The organism is Rhodohalobacter sulfatireducens, assembly GCF_022012475.1.
In the GTDB taxonomy this organism is placed as follows: Bacteria; Bacteroidota; Rhodothermia; order Balneolales; family Balneolaceae; genus Rhodohalobacter; species Rhodohalobacter sulfatireducens.
Genome location: NZ_JAKLWS010000024.1, coordinates 59018 through 77165, shown reverse-complemented (window position 1 = coordinate 77165; position 18148 = coordinate 59018). Strand labels below are relative to the sequence as shown.

Sequence of the window (18148 nt, the reverse complement as noted above, 5' to 3'; positions counted from 1 at the left end):
GATTCAAACAGATCCTAAAATTCGTTTTTCTAATATTGCACGACCTGACCCGGTCTTAAAATATTTCTCCAAAGCAACGGCCTTTTTCTTATCTCGTACTGCTACATAAGCAGCTAAAAGAAACGGACGATAATGCTTGGTGGACTGTACTTCCCCTCGATTATGCTTCTGTAACCGACTCTTCAACTCATCGGTTACACCAACGTACGTCCAATCTTTGTCTTGGCTCTCTATGATATAAACATACCACATGATTCCTGACTGAATTAAAAAAGCTTCGCGGCAAGTCCGAAACGAGCTTGCTCAACGAAGCTTTAGCGTAGTTGAGCGGAGAGGGAGGGATTCGAACCCTCGGTACCTCGATAGAGGCACACTCGCTTTCCAGGCGAGCCCATTCGACCGCTCTGGCACCTCTCCGAAATGTCAAAGACTCCAAAGATATAGTTTTGTCTACCTACATTCAATCAAAGTGAGTGGATTAAATAATAAACGTACAGAGAGAACCCCGCTGAAAAGGAATTACAAATCATGATTCCTTTACCAAATTTGATTATCATCTTACAAAGAAATGCCTTTCATTCGCCAACATTCAGTATCTAATTTTTAGGATATGGGTGAAGAAATATTATTGAAATAATTAACAAAAATTCCGTGGCAGATAATTATTTAACCAGAATCATCTATTATTTTAAAAACAATTATGTATCAAAGGAAATCTATAGATTAAGAATAGGATAAATATGTTTGAAGGACTTTCAGGGTTTCGCGAACAATTGGCTATTTCCGAGACAATGCTAACTCTTCTTATTGAGACGAGCATTTTAATTGTAGTAATTGGCGTTGTAAAGGCCATTACATCTCGCTTCATAAAAAAGAAAGTACATTCGAGAGAGTTGCAGCGCAGGTGGCTGGTTCAAACCCGAAATGCATTTATCCTGCTGCTAATGCTTGGGTTGATTTTTATTTGGGGAGAAGCACTGCGAACTTTTGCACTTTCGGTTGTAGCGATTGCCGTTGCGTTTGTTGTAGCAACCAAAGAACTGATTGTCTGTGTGACAGGCTCCATTATAAAGACGGGAGCAGGTTCCTTTAACATCGGAGACCGCATCCAGGTGAAGGATTTTCGCGGTGATGTTATCGACCAGAACATCCTTGCAACCACGATCCTTGAAGTAGGGCCCGGAAAACTTACCCATCAGCGGACCGGGCGCATGACGGTGATACCAAACTCCTTGTTCGTATCAGAGCCTGTCATTAATGAAAGCTACACACATGATTTTGTGCTCCATGTATTTACAGTTCCATTCAAGAGAGAAGAAGACTGGCGTTTGGCACAAGATGAGTTCCTGAAATCGGCTCAAAAACAGTGCAAACCATACCTGAAAGAGGCTCGAAAACATATGGAACAACTAAGTCAGGAAAAAGGATTGGATGTTCCCACTGCAGAACCTCGTGTGACTGTGCAAGTTTCTGCTGCCGGTGAAATACATCTCATTGTACGGGTTCCCGTAAAAGCGACTCAGCGGAGCTTCATCGAACAATCGATTCTTTCTGATGTATTCAGTCATAATGATTTTTTTAATAAAAAAGAGGAAGAGGTTTGATAATGAAGCAGATTGTGAAAAAAATTCTAATAAAACTGGGGCTTTTAGATCAACCAAAAGGTCAGATCAGAAAAGACGTTGAGATTATCCCCATTCAACCGAACCTGGAGTTAGTTGTTTATTGGAAAGTACTGCGGATCGGAAAGGGGCCGACAGCTATATTACAGGCTTTTGGTAATGAAATTATAAAATTTGATTGTTTTGGGAAAAATGACGGGCATTATCACTTGGCACCCAATATTGTAGAGAGGATTTTCTTTGAAGAAGAAACTGCATTCGGCCAAATCAATAAAACAGCCAAGGAGTTAGTAAATAATTCTCAGACTTATCTGGAAAGACAACAGGAAGATCATATACGAAACATAAAAATTGATCAAGAGAAGTTCTCAAACGCAGTAGAAATGGCTAAAAAGAAGATGAACTTCTTTCTGCAAACTGTACCCGAGCTCAAGGATCTCCGGTAAGTTTATCACTTCCAAGGTTCATAATCAGGATGGATTTGTAGGTCTCATCTGAGATTTAAAGCCTTTCTACAGTCAATAATTGGATATCCTAAACTTTTCAATGCAATAATACGTCTAAAAAATTCACTATACTTTTTTTAAGATTTGTCGAAGTTCGTTATATATATATAAAGTAAACGGACATTGCCTATGAAAGTAAAGAATATCGCCTGGCTGTTTTATCTATTTATTTTTAGTGCTACGGGACTGAATGTAAGTGCCCAGGAGAGCGCGGGTGACCTTTTTAACAGTGAGGAAATTCTTGATGTTACGTTGGAAGGAAATTTGAGGCCACTTTTGAGAGACCGGAGCAGCGATCCTCCCTATCGTGAAATGAAGTTACGTTACAAAAATGAAGATTCTGTATTTGTGACACAAGATTTGAGAGTTAAAACGAGAGGAAAATTTCGTCGACTGAATTGTGCAGACCCACCTTTATGGTTCAATTTTAAAAAACATGATGTGCCGGATTCTTCACCTTTTTCAGAATATTCCAAAATGAAAGTAGTGGTTCCCTGTGAAGGTGAAAAATATCTGCTTCGGGAATACCTGGTCTATAAAATGTACAACGTACTGACAGACTACAGCTTCCGTGTTCGATTAATACGGTTAGCTTACCACGATACAAGAAGAGACAGGTTTACAGAGCCGGTATATGCATTTCTTATTGAGGATGAAGATGATGTGGCGGAAAGAAGTAAAGCCGGCCTCTATAAAAGGAATAATCTACGGCCGGAGCGCATAGAAGAGGAGGCTTTTTTGAGGATGAGTGTTTTTGCTTACATGATAGGAAATACAGACTGGTCTATTCAGTTTCAACACAACTTGAAAATAATGTTCTTGAAAGAACAAAAAGAATTTATTCCAGTACCCTATGATTTTGATTTGGTAGGCTTGGTATCAAGCCCTTATGCCGTACCCGCTCCGGCTCTTGAACTGAGATCGGTACGGGAAAGAGTATACAGGGGATACTGTATGGATGACCTTGATATATTGGAACCTACCTTTCAGCAATTTCGACAGCTTAAACCCGAGATCTATTCTACGTTAGCAGAAAATCTGTTATTAGAGAAGAGTTATATCGATTGGGCGCTTGAATACATGGATGAATTTTATGAAACGATTGATAACCCAAGAAAGAGAGAATCGGTTTTCAGCTATCCCTGTGATCCATCGGGAACGGGCAATGTGGTCATAAGTGGAATAAGGAATTGACAGGTCTCTCTGCTTTATAGATCCCATAATTTGCGAATTTTGCCAATGCTGTTAAATTAGAGAAGAACTACGTTTAAAAATCAATCTCAAGCCCGGCATCATGAAGAACCTACTCTTGACCTCTTTTCTATTATCGGTGGCTTTGTTATCCAATAGTGTGCAAGCCCAAAACAACGATACCTATTCAACTGTACAGGGCGATCTGACTGTTCATCCAATCAACCACGGATCTGTTGCATTTACATTTGATGAGATAACTATTTTTGTGGACCCGTTTGGCGGGGCTGACCTTTACTCTGAATTTGGAGCACCGGATATCATTTTTATAACGGATATCCACGGCGATCACCTCAATCCCGAAACACTCACTGAACTGGATACCGAGAATACAACATTTGTGGTGCCGATGGCCGTAGCTGAACAACTAAATGTTACTCATGAAAAAATTGTGGTTATACAAAATGGGAATTCTACTGAAGTGACGGGAATTCCGGTTTCAGCGATACCGATGTACAACCTTCCGGAGAATGACCCTGAATCACGCCATCCAAAAGGGAGGGGGAACGGGTATGTCATCGATTTTGGGGGTGAGATTGTGTATATCTCCGGCGATACAGAGGATATTCCTGAGATGCGAGCGCTGGAGGGAATTGATATTGCATTCGTCTGCATGAACCTGCCATACACGATGGACATTAACCAGGCCGCTGATGCCGTCATTGAGTTTCAACCCGAAGTCGTCTATCCCTACCACCACAGGGGACAGGATATCGAGGAGTTTAAGAATTTAGTCGATGCTGCTGATGTGGATGTAAGAGTAAAGTTGAGAGATTGGTACCCGGAGTGATTGGATGTTGAACTAATTTCAACGTTTTTTAGTCGGATTAATAGATATTATACGATTACTTTATCCTTCTTTGTGACGCCTGCAGTAGTAGGAGGAAGGACGTTATAAGCTTATTCTAATTGTCGAACTGGCAGGATTAAATTATTATACATCCTTATTAATTTACCTCTTGCGGGAGGTTAATCATATGTTATACAACTTGCACAAGAACTATTTCTGAGATTTATAAATGAAGAAGTATAGGTCGCATCTTATCTTATTTCACAGGGATTCAGCCTTAATAAAATCTCTTAACTTTGATGATCATGACATTGATTTAGAAGTCACTCCAGAACCTACAGGTACATTCTGGAAATCTGCTGATGGCCGTTCAGAATCATGGATTAAAGATCCTCAAGAAAGTCATCGATTTGAAAATACTGTACCTGCTGATGAATTAATTATCATTGCTAAAAATGAAGGAATTGCAGAAGACATTTTATCTACAATCAAAGGAGGAATTCTTCTTGCATACCCAGATTTTAATAATTTTCCACTTGTTGCAGATTTAAATAGTGTCGAAGAAATTCAACCAGAAATTTATAAAGATGAATACTTTAATAACTACTACAAGCAAATTGGCCATGTCGGATATGGCTGTCGAGTACTCAAAGAAGCATATGAAAGAGCTGATTTTCAGTATGCAATTGAAAAGTTCAAACTCAGTTTAAAAATTAATTCAATGACCCCTGATTCGGCTCATCCTAAACATGGGCAAATATTTAAGCATTATGATCCTGACAAAAGCTACCATACTAGTGGTGCCTTTGCCATAACAGCTGCTTTCTCAGTGGTTGAAGAATTAGGATTGGAAGTTAGGTCAAGTTCAAAAAAACCGAGGTTTATTGATAATGAAAAAGGCACCTGGAATCCATCTGTTTTGCATGATATTGAAGAAAGGCTAAAAAAAATTGGGGTTACTAAGATAGACACATTTGATTGGATATTTAGAGGCGATAAAACAGAAGTCGAAAAAGATTTAAAACCCTATTTCGGTTTTGATTCTGAGTGGACAAAGCTGAATGAAGATGTCAGAGATAAGACTTTAACTTTTCCTGAAGCTATTCATAATCTAAGTTATCTCAGAAATTTTATTGCCTCTCATAAGTTTAGCACACTCACTCAGTTTATCAGTCCGTATGATATATTTAATGCTCAAAGCTTAGCCCGTAACTTAATACTTAGAAGCTTAGGTCTCTGGAAAATTGAACTCTATAATCATACCAATTAAAGTTGTATAACAATGGCATCGTGCTGACCAGTTTTGGCTTCGAAGTCGACTTTAAAACTAATCGGCTGGCAGCACAAACGCTGATCCGTTACAGCCCTACCAAAATAACCTCTATTGCTTGATCGTTATGATTGTGTTACATTGCAATACAATCATAAAATCTTATATCAATGGATACTACGCTTACGATTCGAATAGATAAAGAACTGGAAAAGCTTCTTGAAGAATCATCAAAAAGATCGGGTCGCTCAAAAAGTGAATTGGTTCGGCAGGCTTTAAAACGTCAATTATCTATTGAGTCTTTTCAGGAGTTGCGTAAACAACTTCTGCCCTATGGAGAAGCACAAGGGTGGCTCACCGATGAGGATGTGTTTCGTGAAGTTTCGTGAGTTTGATATAACTTTATTGGAATTACAATGCACTCAAAAAATGAAATAACTTGATGATAAAATTCCATCTTTGAGTGCATTATGAAAATTTTTGCTGACACCAATGTTTTAGTAAGTGCTTTCATCGCAAGAGGTTTATGCACAGATTTGCTTGAAGTTATACTTGCGGACCATCAATTAATAACGGGCGAAATTGTTTTAAATGAATTTGAGAGAGTATTGATTGAAAAACTCAACGTTCCACCGGATAAAGTCTCCAATACAATTTTATTTCTTCGAAAATATCAAATAGAACCGATTCCTGATAAGCCTTCTGATGTAAAAGTCAGAGATGAAGATGATCGATGGGTGTTGGAATCAGCGCTGAGAGCAGAAGCTGATATATTAGTTACCGGAGATAAAGATTTATTGGTTCTTTCAGAAGAAATGTCACAAATTAAAATTATATCACCCCGAGGTTTTTGGGACTTGCTAAAGGAGTGAATCGGGCGATAATAATTGTTTTAATTAAGTATTAGCTATTTGATTATTGCTGCCTTTAAAAGATCATTTTAAATCGATGGTAAATAACTATTACTAAAATTCAGAGCTATGGCTGAAAAATTAAATAGAAACGATCCGTGCCACTGTGGAAGTGGAAAGAAATACAAGAATTGTCATATGAACCAGGACAATTCAGCCATCACCTCGAAAGCGGGTATGATTGGATTGGGTATTGCTATCATTTTGGGGCTTGTGTTTGTATTTATGCAGCTTCGGGGCAGTGATGCTTCTCAAAACTGCCCGGATGGAACAGTTTGGTCTGAGGCGCACGGGCATTGTCATTAAACGGTTAGCATCCGTTTATGTTTTTACCTCGGGCGAACTTCCATGAATCACCAATTTCTGCATACCAGGAACTTTATTCCCCTGATATTTTTCATTCTGTTGATTTCCGGCCTGAATTCAATTCTACCGACGGATGGTTCCGCACAAGATCAAGTGACCGCCGTTCAGGAATACGATTGGCGCGTGGTGAGAGTGTTTCCACATGATACAACAGCTTTTACACAGGGATTTATTTTCCGGGACGGATATTTATATGAAAGCACAGGAAGAAAAGGCCATTCAGAAATCAGGAAAGTCCGCCTGGAAACGGGCGAAATTATTCAGCAACAGCCAATTGGGGATGAATACTTCGGTGAAGGACTCACAGCGTGGAACGATCATCTGATTCAGCTTACGTTGAGTTCCGGTACAGGCTTTGTTTATGATGTCCATACTTTTGAGAGACTTCGGGATTTCGAGATAAATGGGGAAGGTTGGGGGCTTACGACCAACGGTGATGAGTTCATTATTAGCGATGGGTCATCAAACCTGCGTGTTTTGAACCCGGAAACCTTCCTGGAGATTCGGCAGGTAAGAGTTAAGCATAATGGTGAGTTGGTTTCCGGGCTAAACGAGTTGGAGATGGTTGACGGAAAGATCTTTGCCAACAAGCTATTCAGCGATGAAATTTTGATGATCGATCCCATCAGCGGCGAAGTGATTGGCATAATTGATCTGGAGCGGCTTGTGACTGGCGTTAAAGCCAAAAATTCGGTGAGCGTACTGAATGGAATTGCGTATGATTCTGAGAGCGGCCGGATTTTCGTAACCGGAAAGCTGTGGCCTACTATTTTTGAGATTGAGATTTGGCGACGGGATAGTGGTTAAACGAGTGAATTAGAAAAAATTATTCTCTGAGAGGTTTCAAACGCTGCAATTTAAATTGCATGGATACCGTTAATCCATTAATATGAGGAATGACTAAATCATTTGGAGATAAAGCGACTTCAGACCTGTTCAACGGTATTTCGAGTAGCAAAGTCAGAGGATTGTCAACTCAATTTTTAGAATCGGCAACTTACAAGCTCGATATTTTAAATGCTGCAACCTCTCTTAATGATTTAAGATCACCGCCTGGTAACAGACTTGAAGTCCTTCGTGGTGATTATAAAGGATTCCACAGTATTCGAATTAACTCCCAATGGAGAATCGTATTCAGATGGAGAGATTCAAATGCACATGATGTAGCCATTGCTGATTATCATTCATAAACAGACGTAAGAATTATGATACCTAAAAACAGAGTAACCACGCATCCCGGAACAATTTTACTCAAGGAATATCTTGAACCGATGAAGCTTACACAGAAAGAATTGGCAGATCATTTGGAAATACCCATTCAAAGAGTAAATGAAATTGTGAGAGGAAAGCGAGGGATATCTCCCGATACGGCCTGGCTATTTTCTGAGGCCTTTGACACTTCTCCTGAGTTTTGGTTAAATCTTCAGGCCATGTATGATCTATCATCAAATCGACCGGATAAACATGTAAAACCAATAAAAACTGTTAATGCATAAACCGCTTTGTAGAAACCAGGTCATCAATTTGATTTCCCTCTAAGATATTTTCAACCAACAACTCAGACAGAAACCGCCCCATCAGTAAACCTTTGGATCCGAGAGCTCCAATAATGTACAATCCTTCCTTTTTAGGGTGAGCACCAATCACTGGTTTTCGGTCCTGGACGGTAACCCGTACGCCTGACCATTGCTCAACAGTATTGTTCTTTTCAACCAATCCCGGTAACGTTTTATCAAGCTTTTTTTTGAGGTATTCCAGTCCGTCTTGATCGGTTTCAAGATGATCGAAATCATGCTCATATGTGCTTCCTACGGTTAGTTGATTGGGTTGATAACCCAGGAAAGCCATATAACCCAGACTGGAAATGGATGATTCTAAGGGGAGAGGCTCATCAAAAAAGAAGGTTGCCGTTTGACCTTTGACGGGGTGAAGGTTCAGGAAATCCCAATCGCTCGAATTAACTTGGTTGTAACCGGTAGCATCGATTATAACTTTTGATTGGTACACGGATCCGTCATCTATTTCAGCAATCCAACCTTCCTGATCTTGCCGAAGCTGATAATCAGTATCAAATTTTGTGATTACACTCCTTTTCGCCAAATACTCACCAAAAGCTCTTAAGAAAACAGAGCCGTTTACAGTTATCGCATTTTTCACAAACAATCCGCCGAAATGTTGTTTGAAGATGGGAAATCGTTTAGAAAATTCATCTATGGGCACCCACTCAATCCAGTTCTCAGGCCAATCGTATTTTTCAGGAGAGCGCTCAAAGTTATCGGCCAGTTTTTCGGTCAGTGCCGGCCGAACCACCCCATTTTTTTCATAGAATAGTTGATCTGTTTCACTCTGAACCCGTTCCAGTAGATCGGTTATCAAGCCATAACACTCTTTCGCTTTCCAGGATTTTATGGCGCGTCGGCCGGTAGCGGGGTTCACAAGCATTCCGGGTGAGCCTGAAGTTCCCTCACCGGGTTGATTTGGATCGATCACCACACAGGTACGACCTTTTTGTTGAAGTGAGTCGGCACAGGAGAGGCCGGCAATTCCCGCTCCGAGAATAATCGAATCAACTTGGATTATATCAGCCACTACAGGAGGTCGTCTGATGTTACGATGTTCACTCCCTTCTCCTTCATCTCATCCCATGCAGCATCCAGGGAGCCGTCGAGGTCAATACCTTTTACGGCATCTTCAACAATATGCATGTTGAACCCTTCGTCAATACCATCGAGGATAGACCATTTCACGCAAAAATCTGTTGCAAGACCCACAGTGTAGAGATCTGTAATACCTCTTTGATTCAGATAGCCCGTCAAACCGGTTGTGGTTTCCTGGTCGTTCTCGAAAAATGTGGAGTAGGAATCGATCGCTTTTCGGAAACCCTTTCGGATAATTACCTGGGTTTTCAGTGTATTAAGCTCGGGGTGAAACTCAGCTCCCATCGATCCCTGTACGCAGTGATCGGGCCATAACACCTGGGTTCCGTAATCCATTTCTACTGTGTCGTAAGGCTCCTTACCATCATGTGAAGAAGCAAATGACGAATGACCAGCCGGGTGCCAATCCTGCGTTTGTATGACCGCATCAAAAACATTTACCAATTTATTCACGGTTGTAACAATCGTATCACCGTCGGGAACGGCCAGTGCGCCGCCGGGACAAAAATCATTCTGTATATCAACAACGAGTAATGCTCTCATCGTATCAGGGTTTTAAAAGATTCAAAAGATTATCGCGTGTTTCCATCAGTCTTGTGCTGATGCCCACTTTGTAGATGTGGGGATTATCAAAACGTTTAAACTCCGGATTGAGTTTACTGAATCGCTCTTTTTTATACTCCGCAATCTCTTTCACGGATGGGAGATCAACATGCAATTTACCGTCCTTGATTACCTGAAAAAGCAGTTCTTCATAATTTCGTCCGTTTAAATTACTCTTCTGTGCGGGAAAGGTGGGATGGTGCATCCGTTCCAGGATGGTCTCACTATCAAGCAGAAGTGCGTCACCGTAAAAACTGCCATCAGGATTCAGGTAACGATAGATTTTCTTGTGACCGGGAAGTGTTATTTTTTCAATATTTTCTGATATTTTCAGCGTAGGATCTCCGCCAATAGAGCTCAATTTATACACACCGTCGAGTGCGGGGGAGTTGTCGCCCGTAACAAGTCGCGTACCCACTCCAAACACATCGATGGGGGCATTTTGTGTTCTCAAACTGGCAATTACACGTTCGTCGAGCTGATTGGATGCTGCAATTTTTACATCGGGAAAACCTGCATCGTCCAGCATGGTACGGGCCTGTTTTGAAAAATAGGCAAGGTCACCACTGTCCAGCCGAATCCCCTGGAGTTCGTAACCTTCTTCACGGAGCTCTTTACCCACCTTTATCGCGTTCGGAACTCCGCTACCGAGAGTGTCGTACGTATCAACCAAAAGGATCGTATTCTTCGGGTAGTGTTCGGCATAGGTTCGGAAGGCGGTCAATTCATCATTAAAAGATTGAACCCAGGAGTGAGCCATTGTTCCGCCGGCCTGAACTTTAAATCGTTGTGCGGAGTATACATTGGATGTACCGTCAAAGCCACCGATCATTGCAGCCCGGGTTGCGTGAATTCCAGCGAGGCCCTGTGCACGCCGAAGTCCGAAATCAAGTATAGTGGAATTATCACCAGCAGCAAATTTAATCCGGCACGCTTTTGTGGCAATGAGAGATTGAAAGTTGAGTACATTCAGCAGCAAAGTTTCAATGAGCTGTGTTTCAAGCAGATTTCCCTCGACGGTCACGATAGGTTCATTTGGGAATACAATTTCACCTTCTTTCACCGACCAAATATTCCCGGTGAATTCAAACTCCTCCAGGTAGTTGATGAACTCTTTATCAAATCCCTCATTTACCAGGTAATCGATCTCTTCGGGGCTGAAACTCATGCTATTGATCGTTTCTATGAGCTCTTTTAACCCGGCAAAAATTACATATCCGCCGTCGAAAGGATTTTTCCGGAAAAAGTAATCGAAGCTGGCCCGCCGTTCATGCATTCCGGACAGGTAGTAGCCCTGTGCCATGGTCAGTTCATAATAATCCGTGTAGGATGCCGGACGATCTATATACATAAGAATACCTGAGTTAAATTTAGAGAGCAAAATAACGAATGAGAGAACAAGTTACAGGATTCAAGTAGCAGGAATCAGAAATGTATCCTGAAACCTGAATCTTGCAAATTGAATTGCTTATATTTTGTTTGATTATATCTAATAAATCTATCCGGATTGAAGAAGCTTTTAATTGCTGTTGTACTGGTACTTATTGTAGTTATGCTGAAAAGTTGTGCTACGCCTATGGGTCCGTCAGGCGGAGAGCGTGATGAAGAGGGTCCAAATATTGTAGGAACAGAACCCGAAAATGGAACCACAAATTTCAGCGGTGATGAGGTTACTTTTGAATTTGATCAATTCATTGAACGAAACTCTTTTCGTGATAACGTAACTGTTGAACCGGATCTCGGGATTGAATTTGAAATGGATTTTGGCCGTAAGTCGGCCACTGTTGAATTTTTGTCACCTCTACCGGAGAACACAACTATTATCGTTAAGGTTGGGACGGAAGTTACGGATACCGACCGCAATGAGATGGATGCCCCTTTCGATCTTGCGCTCAGTACTGGTGACGTACTGGATGATGCTACGGTGACCGCCCGGCTTCTTAATTTTCAAACAGGAAAAGGGGAGAAGGGTAATCGTGTATTTTTATACCCTGAACCGTTTGATCTCACCCAGAGATCGAGATATGTAGCTGAAACCGATACCTCCGGCCTAATTCAATTTGGTTACCTGGGCGAAGGAACCTACAAAGCTTTTTTGGTGAATGACGTAAACAGGAACAGAATTTGGGAACCTGAACGGGAAAATGCTCAGCCATTCCAATCAGAAATTTTTGAGCTTGCCCGGGATGATTCCATTGACATCGGGACCCTCTATATCGATTCACCGGATACGCTGGCTCCGGAAGTGGACGGTGTTGGCCTGTTATCACAGGAGAGGTTGAGGCTACGGGCTTCTGAAGAGGTTATCTGGGAGGATGATGCTGAATTTATTCTTACGGATACACTGGAAAATGAATATACGAGAGCTGTTCCTTTGTATAAATCCGAACAGGATCCGACCGTACTATTTGCCCAGCCATTTCGCGCTTTAGTTGACACCATGCAATTTCTAATACAAGCTAACGGTGTAACTGATAATGCCGGCAATTCACTCAGAATTAATGTGGAACCTTTTATCGGGTCAGTCCAGGAAGATACGACGGCACTTGAAACGATATCCCATAATTCAGGCAGCGGCCTTTTTCCCGATGAAGCACTTGAAGTTACATACTCAACATTTATTGATGATGATTCAGTTATTGACTCACTGGTCGTTGTGGAAGGAGATACCGAAACCAGGAATTGGGCACCGCTCGAAGTAGCTAATCACATTTTGCGAATTTCGCCGCCGGAGGGAAATTGGGAACCGGGAATTAGTTATGAGTTCAGAGTTTGGAATCCATGGCTTCAGGAACGTGAGCAGATTAATCCTGATATTTGGCAGAGAAACCAGTTAGGCGGAGTAGAACTGACCCTCGAGAATGGTGATTCTACGGTAACATCGAATCTAACCTTAACGGATACAGAAGCGAGTATTCTTGTAGACACTACATTTACAAACTCAATTTTTATCGATAATCTGCCCCCGCTTGAATACAAGGCTATCGTTTACGAAGATGTGAATGGAGACGGACAATGGAATGCCGGGACGGTAGTGCCGTTTATGGCTCCTGAACCCTACACTGTTAGGAGACAAATTCCTGTTCGTGAGGGATTTACCGCTGAAGTTTCAGTTTCATACCCAAATAAAGAAAGTGATACAGAGCAAACTGTAAGTCCTGAAAATGAAGAAGATGAAAATTCAGAATCGAGCGAACCGAATGACAACAATAATCCATAAAGTATGATTGACCGTATAATAGATTTTGTTGCGAGCCATGAATTGACATTTAAAGTCATATTTATTCTGGTTGGAACGGTAATTCTTGCAAATATCGTCAGTAGAATTTATAAGAAACTGGTGGAGAGAAGTGTAGATAATGACGATCACCTGACGACTTATCGGTTTTTGGGAAATTCAATTGCAACAGTGATTTACGTGATTGGATTTAGTTTTGCAATATGGAATATTCCATTCCTCAAGCCGGTTGCCCAGTCGGTTGTGGCGGGTGCCGGTATTCTTGCAATTGCCGTCGGTTTTGCCTCCCAGCAGTCTCTTGGCAATATTATCAGCGGTTTTTTTATTGTGATTTCAAAACCCTATAAAATCAACGACAGGATTACATTTAGTGACGGTTTGGTTGGAGTTGTTGAGGATATCGGCCTTCGGCATACCGTTATCAGGAATTTTGAAAACCAGCGAATCATCATTCCCAATTCCATTATTAGTAATGAGAGATTGGTGAATGCACATTACGAAGAACCAAAAGTTTGCCGTTTTGTGGATGTGGGAATCAGTTATAATTCTGATATTGATCTCGCGAAGAAAATTATGGCTGAAGAGATCGAAAATCATGAACTTTCGATAGACAATCGAACTCCGGAGGAAAAGAAGGATAATGAACCGGTTGTATCAGTTCGGGTGGTTATGTTAGCTGAGTCATCTGTTAACCTGAGAGCATGGGCGTGGGCAGAAACACCCCCTGATGGTTACGTGCTGTTCACAGATGTAATTGAAAGCATTAAAAAACGTTTTGATAGAGAAGGGATAAATATTCCCTTTCCACAGCGAACTCTCAGTTACCTGGATCAGAAAAAGGATCAGGATTTTTCAAAGAATTAGTGTATTAGTTTTTCAAAATCAGAATTCACAGTTTACTTGGGACAGAAGTCAGAAGTAAGTTAAAATATTATGTCCGATTCATCGATTAAAAAAAAGAAAAGCACGGTAAAACCAGGTTCATCATCCAATGGTCAACCTGTAGCAGACAAGTATCAACCCACGAACAAGATTCGGTTTATTACTGCAGCCAGTTTGTTTGACGGACACGATGCCAGCATCAACATTATGCGGAGGATATTGCAAGCTACGGGTGCTGAGGTCATTCACTTGGGGCATAACCGGTCCGTTCATGAGATTGTTCAATGTGCTATCCAGGAAGATGCACAGGGTATCGCTGTAAGTTCCTACCAGGGTGGCCACAATGAGTATTTCAAGTATATGATTGACCTCCTGAAGGAAAATCATTCCACACAGATCAAAGTATTTGGCGGTGGCGGCGGGGTCATTTCCGATGACGAAATTGAAGATCTGCACGAGTACGGAGTCACCCGAATTTTTTCTGTTGAAGACGGTAGCGAAATGGGATTACAGGGTATGATCAATTACATGATGAAAGCCTGTGATTTTGATCCTTGTAAGAATTCTGAAATAGATGGCAAGGAGTTGTTAAATAGTGATCTGAATACTATCACTCGAACGATTACTGCACTTGAAAATCATGTTGATGGTCTTGCTTCCTATTCAGATTCAGAACTTTTGATAAATGGGGATTCTCTTGAAATATCAACCAGGAATATTCCTATTCTCGGCATTACCGGAACCGGGGGCGCAGGTAAAAGTTCGCTCACCGATGAAATTATTCGACGATTTCTGACTGAATTTGATGACTTAACGATTGGAGTTGTTTCAATTGATCCCTCAAAAATTCGAACGGGAGGAGCACTTTTGGGTGACCGAATTCGGATGAATAGCATTGATACAAGTCGTGTGTTTATGCGAAGTATGGCGACACGGGCCTCCAATAAATCGATCAGTGAAGCTGTAAATGGCGTGATTGAAGTATACAAAACAGCAGGTTTTGATCTGATTATCGTGGAAACCAGCGGCATTGGTCAAAGCGGTACAGAAATTGTTGATATTTGTGATATCCCGATCTACGTGATGACCCATGAATACGGTGCGGCAACGCAGCTCGAAAAAATTAATATGCTGGATGTAGCCGAAGTAGTAGTGTTGAATAAATTCGACAAAAAAGGATCGCTGGATGCCCTTCGGGACGTTCGCAAACAGATGCAGCGAAACCGTGGGGATTGGCATATCAAACCGGAAAATATGCCGGTTTATCCAACGATTGCAGCACAATTTAATGACGAGGGGATTCACAGGTTATTTGCAAAAATTGTTGAGCTTGTGAATGAGAGATATCCTCTGGAATGGATACCTGAACTGTACACGCACAAGAAACCGGCTGAAGACTTGCAAGCGCAAGCGATTATCCCCGGCCGAAGACAGCGGTATCTTTCAGAAATTTCAGAAACGATCGAGGATTATCATCAATGGGCGGAAGACCAGGTGGAGATTGCAGCAAATCTGGACCAGGTGAGGGGAACACTGGATCAGGTCAAAAATTGGAAACCGGATGATGAAGAAAAACTGCTCTCACGGTTAGATGAGATGGAAAATCACTGGACGGAAAAGCTGGATCCGTTACCTAAGAAAATTCTTGCGGGTTGGGACGAGCTGTATCAAAAATATTCAGGGGATGAGTTTACGATTAAAATAAGAGGGAAGGAGATTAAAAATGAGTTGAAAAGGGAATCACTTAGCGGCACAAAAGTCCCGAGAATTTCACTGCCTAAAACAAAAAACCTTGGAGACCGGCTAAAGTTTGCACTCAAGGAAAATCTTCCAGGCTATTTTCCTTTTACAGCGGGTGTTTTTCCTTTTAAGAGGGAAGGGGAGGACCCAACCCGAATGTTTGCCGGTGAGGGAACCCCGGAGCGAACCAACCGACGATTCCATTATGTGAGTGAAGGAATGCCGGCAGCACGTCTCTCTACAGCGTTTGATTCCGTTACCCTTTATGGAGAAGATCCGGCGCGTCGACCGGATATTTATGGAAAAATCGGGAACTCCGGCGTAAGTATCTGTTCGCTGGATGATATGAAAAAATTGTACTCCGGGTTTGAATTGACATCTCCTAAAACGTCAGTCTCAATGACGATCAACGGGCCTGCGCCCATGATTTTGGCGATGTTTATGAATACTGCAATCGACCAGGAAGTAGAGAGATACTTGAAGCAACAAGGTGAATGGGAAGAGACTGAGAAGAAAATTAAATTATTTTTTGAGAAAAAAGGACTCCCTCAGCCAAAATACAACGAGAGCCTGCCCGCTACCAGCGATGGTTTTGGTTTAGGTTTACTGGGGGTTGATGGTGACCAGTTTGTTGATGATGAGACATATGATAAGATTAAAAATGAAACCCTTCGAAAGGTCCGCGGAACGGTTCAAGCTGATATCCTTAAGGAAGACCAGGCTCAGAACACATGCATTTTCTCAACGGAATTTGCCCTTAAAATGATGGGTGATGTTCAAAGTTATTTCAGCGATCATAAAGTCAGAAATTACTATTCGGTATCCATTTCCGGTTATCATATTGCAGAAGCGGGGGCGAATCCAATTACACAGGCGGCATTTACGCTCGCAAATGGATTCACATACGTAGAGTACTACCTGTCTCGCGGATTGAATATTGATGATTTTGCTCACAACTTGTCGTTCTTCTTCAGCAATGGTCTCGATCCCGAATATGCTGTTATTGGGCGGGTAGCACGGCGCATTTGGGCGATAGCCATGAAGCACAAATACAGTGCAAACGAGCGGTCTCAAAAGCTGAAATATCATATTCAAACCAGCGGCCGATCGCTTCATGCCAAAGAGATTCAATTCAACGATATCCGTACGACTTTGCAGGCATTGATGGCCGTACATGATAACTGCAACTCACTTCATACCAACGCTTTTGATGAGGCGATCACAACGCCGACAGAAGATTCCGTACGACGCGCGCTGGCTATCCAACTGATCATCAACAAAGAGTTTGGGATGACAATGAATGAGAATCCGCTTCAGGGTTCATTCATCATCGAAGAGCTCACTGATTTGGTTGAGGAGGCCATTCTCGCCGAATTCGACAGGCTTACCGAACGCGGTGGTGTTTTGGGAGCGATGGAAAGCATGTATCAACGAGGTAAGATCCAGGAGGAGAGCCTGCATTATGAATCGTTAAAACACTCCGGTGAGAAACCTATTATTGGAGTGAATACATTTAAGAGTGATACAGACTCAGAAGAGGATGAGCGTGAAATGGAGTTGATCCGTTCCACGAAAGAGGAGAAGCATCAACAGATCGATAACTTACGTGCATTTCAAGAGAGAAATCGAGATTCATCTCAGCAGGCAATAGAGAAACTAAAAGAAGTTGCCAGGAAGGATGGTAATATTTTTGAAGAGTTGATGGAAACAGTGAAAGTGGCTTCATTGGGCCAAATCACACATGCTCTGTACCAGGTTGGCGGTCAATACCGGCGGAATATGTAAGAAAAGGCTGTTTCAGCCAAACAATCTATTCCAGGCTATTGTGGTCAGCCAGATCACAACAATGATGACTCCAATTAAAATAGCTATTAAAACAATGAGTAGAATCCAGTTTAAAATGGAGCTTTCCGTTTCTGTTTTGTCTTGATCTTGTTCCAGTTTTTCTAAAAGGTTGGCATTTCTAAGATTTGCTTTCCAGGCCACATCAAAAACATCACCCAAAACCGGGATCGATCCGATGGTCAGATCGGCGAGTATATTCAGGAACATCCGGATCAAAACAGATGACGATGCGCCCATCATAGCCGCATAGATCATAAAATAGATGGATAGAGTGGCACCGGCTAAATCACCAATTCCGGAAACAAGTCCAAGAAGGGGGTCTAAGCCAACCTTTATCTTTGTACCCGGAATCGTGAAGTGATTGTCGAGAAGCTCTGCAAACTTACGGGATTTAGAACGAGGGTTAACTTTTTCTCCCAAATTGATATCGTTTTATTGGCTGATCAGATCCGATTCAACCATAATTG

Annotated in this window: 19 protein-coding genes and 1 tRNA gene; 14 read left to right on the top strand and 6 right to left on the bottom strand. The window is 41.8% G+C overall.

Annotated elements, in window-relative coordinates:
• Positions 1-3: 3 nt before the first annotated feature.
• Together L6773_RS15745 and L6773_RS15740 are read right to left on the bottom strand one after the other, a co-directional pair.
• A complete protein-coding gene (locus tag L6773_RS15745) occupies positions 4-252 on the bottom strand; it encodes a GIY-YIG nuclease family protein (RefSeq protein WP_237855402.1) in 249 nt (82 codons plus the stop codon).
• Between the two features lie 76 nt (positions 253-328).
• Positions 329-417: transfer RNA gene (locus L6773_RS15740), tRNA-Ser, on the bottom strand.
• 323 nt (positions 418-740) lie between these two features.
• Between L6773_RS15740 and L6773_RS15735 the strand changes: the two genes are divergently transcribed.
• The 11 genes from L6773_RS15735 to L6773_RS15685 all read left to right on the top strand — a co-directional run bounded on the left by L6773_RS15735 (position 741) and on the right by L6773_RS15685 (position 8212).
• Positions 741-1604, top strand: coding sequence for a mechanosensitive ion channel domain-containing protein (locus tag L6773_RS15735; protein WP_237855401.1), 864 nt, complete (start codon positions 741-743; stop codon positions 1602-1604).
• Positions 1605-1618: 14 nt separating this feature from the next.
• On the top strand, positions 1619-2068 hold the full coding sequence (locus L6773_RS15730; RefSeq protein WP_237855400.1) for a hypothetical protein: 450 nt from the start codon (positions 1619-1621) through the stop codon (positions 2066-2068).
• Between the two features lie 189 nt (positions 2069-2257).
• Positions 2258-3322 (top strand): hypothetical protein, encoded by a 1065-nt coding sequence (locus L6773_RS15725; RefSeq protein WP_237855399.1) that lies wholly within the window; start codon positions 2258-2260, stop codon positions 3320-3322.
• A 100-nt stretch (positions 3323-3422) separates the two neighbouring features.
• Positions 3423-4169: an MBL fold metallo-hydrolase gene (locus L6773_RS15720; protein ID WP_237855398.1), complete on the top strand. Its 747-nt coding sequence runs from the start codon at positions 3423-3425 to the stop codon at positions 4167-4169.
• A 229-nt stretch (positions 4170-4398) separates the two neighbouring features.
• Complete coding sequence (locus L6773_RS15715; protein ID WP_237855397.1) at positions 4399-5439, top strand: hypothetical protein; 1041 nt, start codon at positions 4399-4401, stop codon at positions 5437-5439.
• 170 nt (positions 5440-5609) lie between these two features.
• Positions 5610-5828, top strand: a complete 219-nt coding sequence (locus tag L6773_RS15710) for a ribbon-helix-helix protein, CopG family (protein WP_237855396.1) — start codon at positions 5610-5612, stop codon at positions 5826-5828.
• 81 nt (positions 5829-5909) lie between these two features.
• Positions 5910-6311 (top strand): putative toxin-antitoxin system toxin component, PIN family, encoded by a 402-nt coding sequence (locus tag L6773_RS15705; protein ID WP_237855395.1) that lies wholly within the window; start codon positions 5910-5912, stop codon positions 6309-6311.
• A gap of 108 nt (positions 6312-6419) precedes the next feature.
• Complete coding sequence (locus L6773_RS15700) at positions 6420-6656, top strand: SEC-C metal-binding domain-containing protein (protein ID WP_237855394.1); 237 nt, start codon at positions 6420-6422, stop codon at positions 6654-6656.
• A 42-nt stretch (positions 6657-6698) separates the two neighbouring features.
• Positions 6699-7523 (top strand): glutaminyl-peptide cyclotransferase, encoded by an 825-nt coding sequence (locus L6773_RS15695; RefSeq protein ID WP_237855393.1) that lies wholly within the window; start codon positions 6699-6701, stop codon positions 7521-7523.
• 89 nt (positions 7524-7612) lie between these two features.
• The gene (locus L6773_RS15690; protein ID WP_237855392.1) at positions 7613-7906 is read left to right on the top strand and encodes a type II toxin-antitoxin system RelE/ParE family toxin; all 294 of its coding nucleotides are present in this window, start codon (positions 7613-7615) and stop codon (positions 7904-7906) included.
• Between the two features lie 15 nt (positions 7907-7921).
• Positions 7922-8212, top strand: a complete 291-nt coding sequence (locus tag L6773_RS15685) for a HigA family addiction module antitoxin (protein WP_237855391.1) — start codon at positions 7922-7924, stop codon at positions 8210-8212.
• Here L6773_RS15685 and L6773_RS15680 read toward each other — a convergent pair.
• From L6773_RS15680 to L6773_RS15670, 3 genes are read right to left on the bottom strand one after another with little or no spacing between them, the layout of a single operon-like run.
• Complete coding sequence (locus L6773_RS15680; RefSeq protein WP_237855390.1) at positions 8202-9305, bottom strand: NAD(P)/FAD-dependent oxidoreductase; 1104 nt, start codon at positions 9303-9305, stop codon at positions 8202-8204. The genes L6773_RS15685 and L6773_RS15680 overlap by 11 nt on opposite strands.
• Positions 9305-9916, bottom strand: a complete 612-nt coding sequence (gene pncA, locus L6773_RS15675) for a bifunctional nicotinamidase/pyrazinamidase (protein WP_237855389.1) — start codon at positions 9914-9916, stop codon at positions 9305-9307. Before pncA ends, L6773_RS15680 begins: the two co-directional genes overlap by 1 nt.
• 4 nt (positions 9917-9920) lie before the next feature.
• Positions 9921-11327: a nicotinate phosphoribosyltransferase gene (locus L6773_RS15670; protein WP_237855388.1), complete on the bottom strand. Its 1407-nt coding sequence runs from the start codon at positions 11325-11327 to the stop codon at positions 9921-9923.
• Between the two features lie 156 nt (positions 11328-11483).
• Between L6773_RS15670 and L6773_RS15665 the strand changes: the two genes are divergently transcribed.
• The 3 genes from L6773_RS15665 (at position 11484) to L6773_RS15655 (ending at position 17621) form a co-directional block, all read left to right on the top strand.
• A complete protein-coding gene (locus L6773_RS15665) occupies positions 11484-13196 on the top strand; it encodes an Ig-like domain-containing domain (protein ID WP_237855387.1) in 1713 nt (570 codons plus the stop codon).
• A 3-nt stretch (positions 13197-13199) separates the two neighbouring features.
• Complete coding sequence (locus tag L6773_RS15660; protein ID WP_237855386.1) at positions 13200-14078, top strand: mechanosensitive ion channel family protein; 879 nt, start codon at positions 13200-13202, stop codon at positions 14076-14078.
• A gap of 69 nt (positions 14079-14147) precedes the next feature.
• On the top strand, positions 14148-17621 hold the full coding sequence (locus L6773_RS15655) for a methylmalonyl-CoA mutase family protein (RefSeq protein WP_237855385.1): 3474 nt from the start codon (positions 14148-14150) through the stop codon (positions 17619-17621).
• A gap of 12 nt (positions 17622-17633) precedes the next feature.
• Here the strand turns inward: L6773_RS15655 and L6773_RS15650 are convergent, their stop codons facing one another.
• On the bottom strand, positions 17634-18101 hold the full coding sequence (locus L6773_RS15650; protein ID WP_237855384.1) for a DUF4112 domain-containing protein: 468 nt from the start codon (positions 18099-18101) through the stop codon (positions 17634-17636).
• Positions 18102-18148 lie beyond the last annotated feature (47 nt).

Excerpts from the sequence above, each read along its gene's own strand:
- L6773_RS15745 (WP_237855402.1), bottom strand. The coding sequence starts at position 252 with ATGTGGTATGTTTATATCATAGAGAGCCAAGACAAAGATTGGACGTAC.
- L6773_RS15735 (WP_237855401.1), top strand. The coding sequence starts at position 741 with ATGTTTGAAGGACTTTCAGGGTTTCGCGAACAATTGGCTATTTCCGAG.
- L6773_RS15725 (WP_237855399.1), top strand. The coding sequence starts at position 2,258 with ATGAAAGTAAAGAATATCGCCTGGCTGTTTTATCTATTTATTTTTAGT.
- L6773_RS15720 (WP_237855398.1), top strand. The coding sequence starts at position 3,423 with ATGAAGAACCTACTCTTGACCTCTTTTCTATTATCGGTGGCTTTGTTA.
- L6773_RS15715 (WP_237855397.1), top strand. The coding sequence starts at position 4,399 with ATGAAGAAGTATAGGTCGCATCTTATCTTATTTCACAGGGATTCAGCC.
- L6773_RS15710 (WP_237855396.1), top strand. The coding sequence starts at position 5,610 with ATGGATACTACGCTTACGATTCGAATAGATAAAGAACTGGAAAAGCTT.
- L6773_RS15705 (WP_237855395.1), top strand. The coding sequence starts at position 5,910 with ATGAAAATTTTTGCTGACACCAATGTTTTAGTAAGTGCTTTCATCGCA.
- L6773_RS15700 (WP_237855394.1), top strand. The coding sequence starts at position 6,420 with ATGGCTGAAAAATTAAATAGAAACGATCCGTGCCACTGTGGAAGTGGA.
- L6773_RS15695 (WP_237855393.1), top strand. The coding sequence starts at position 6,699 with ATGAATCACCAATTTCTGCATACCAGGAACTTTATTCCCCTGATATTT.
- L6773_RS15690 (WP_237855392.1), top strand. The coding sequence starts at position 7,613 with ATGACTAAATCATTTGGAGATAAAGCGACTTCAGACCTGTTCAACGGT.
- L6773_RS15685 (WP_237855391.1), top strand. The coding sequence starts at position 7,922 with ATGATACCTAAAAACAGAGTAACCACGCATCCCGGAACAATTTTACTC.
- pncA (WP_237855389.1), bottom strand. The coding sequence starts at position 9,916 with ATGAGAGCATTACTCGTTGTTGATATACAGAATGATTTTTGTCCCGGC.
- L6773_RS15670 (WP_237855388.1), bottom strand. The coding sequence starts at position 11,327 with ATGTATATAGATCGTCCGGCATCCTACACGGATTATTATGAACTGACC.
- L6773_RS15660 (WP_237855386.1), top strand. The coding sequence starts at position 13,200 with ATGATTGACCGTATAATAGATTTTGTTGCGAGCCATGAATTGACATTT.
- L6773_RS15655 (WP_237855385.1), top strand. The coding sequence starts at position 14,148 with ATGTCCGATTCATCGATTAAAAAAAAGAAAAGCACGGTAAAACCAGGT.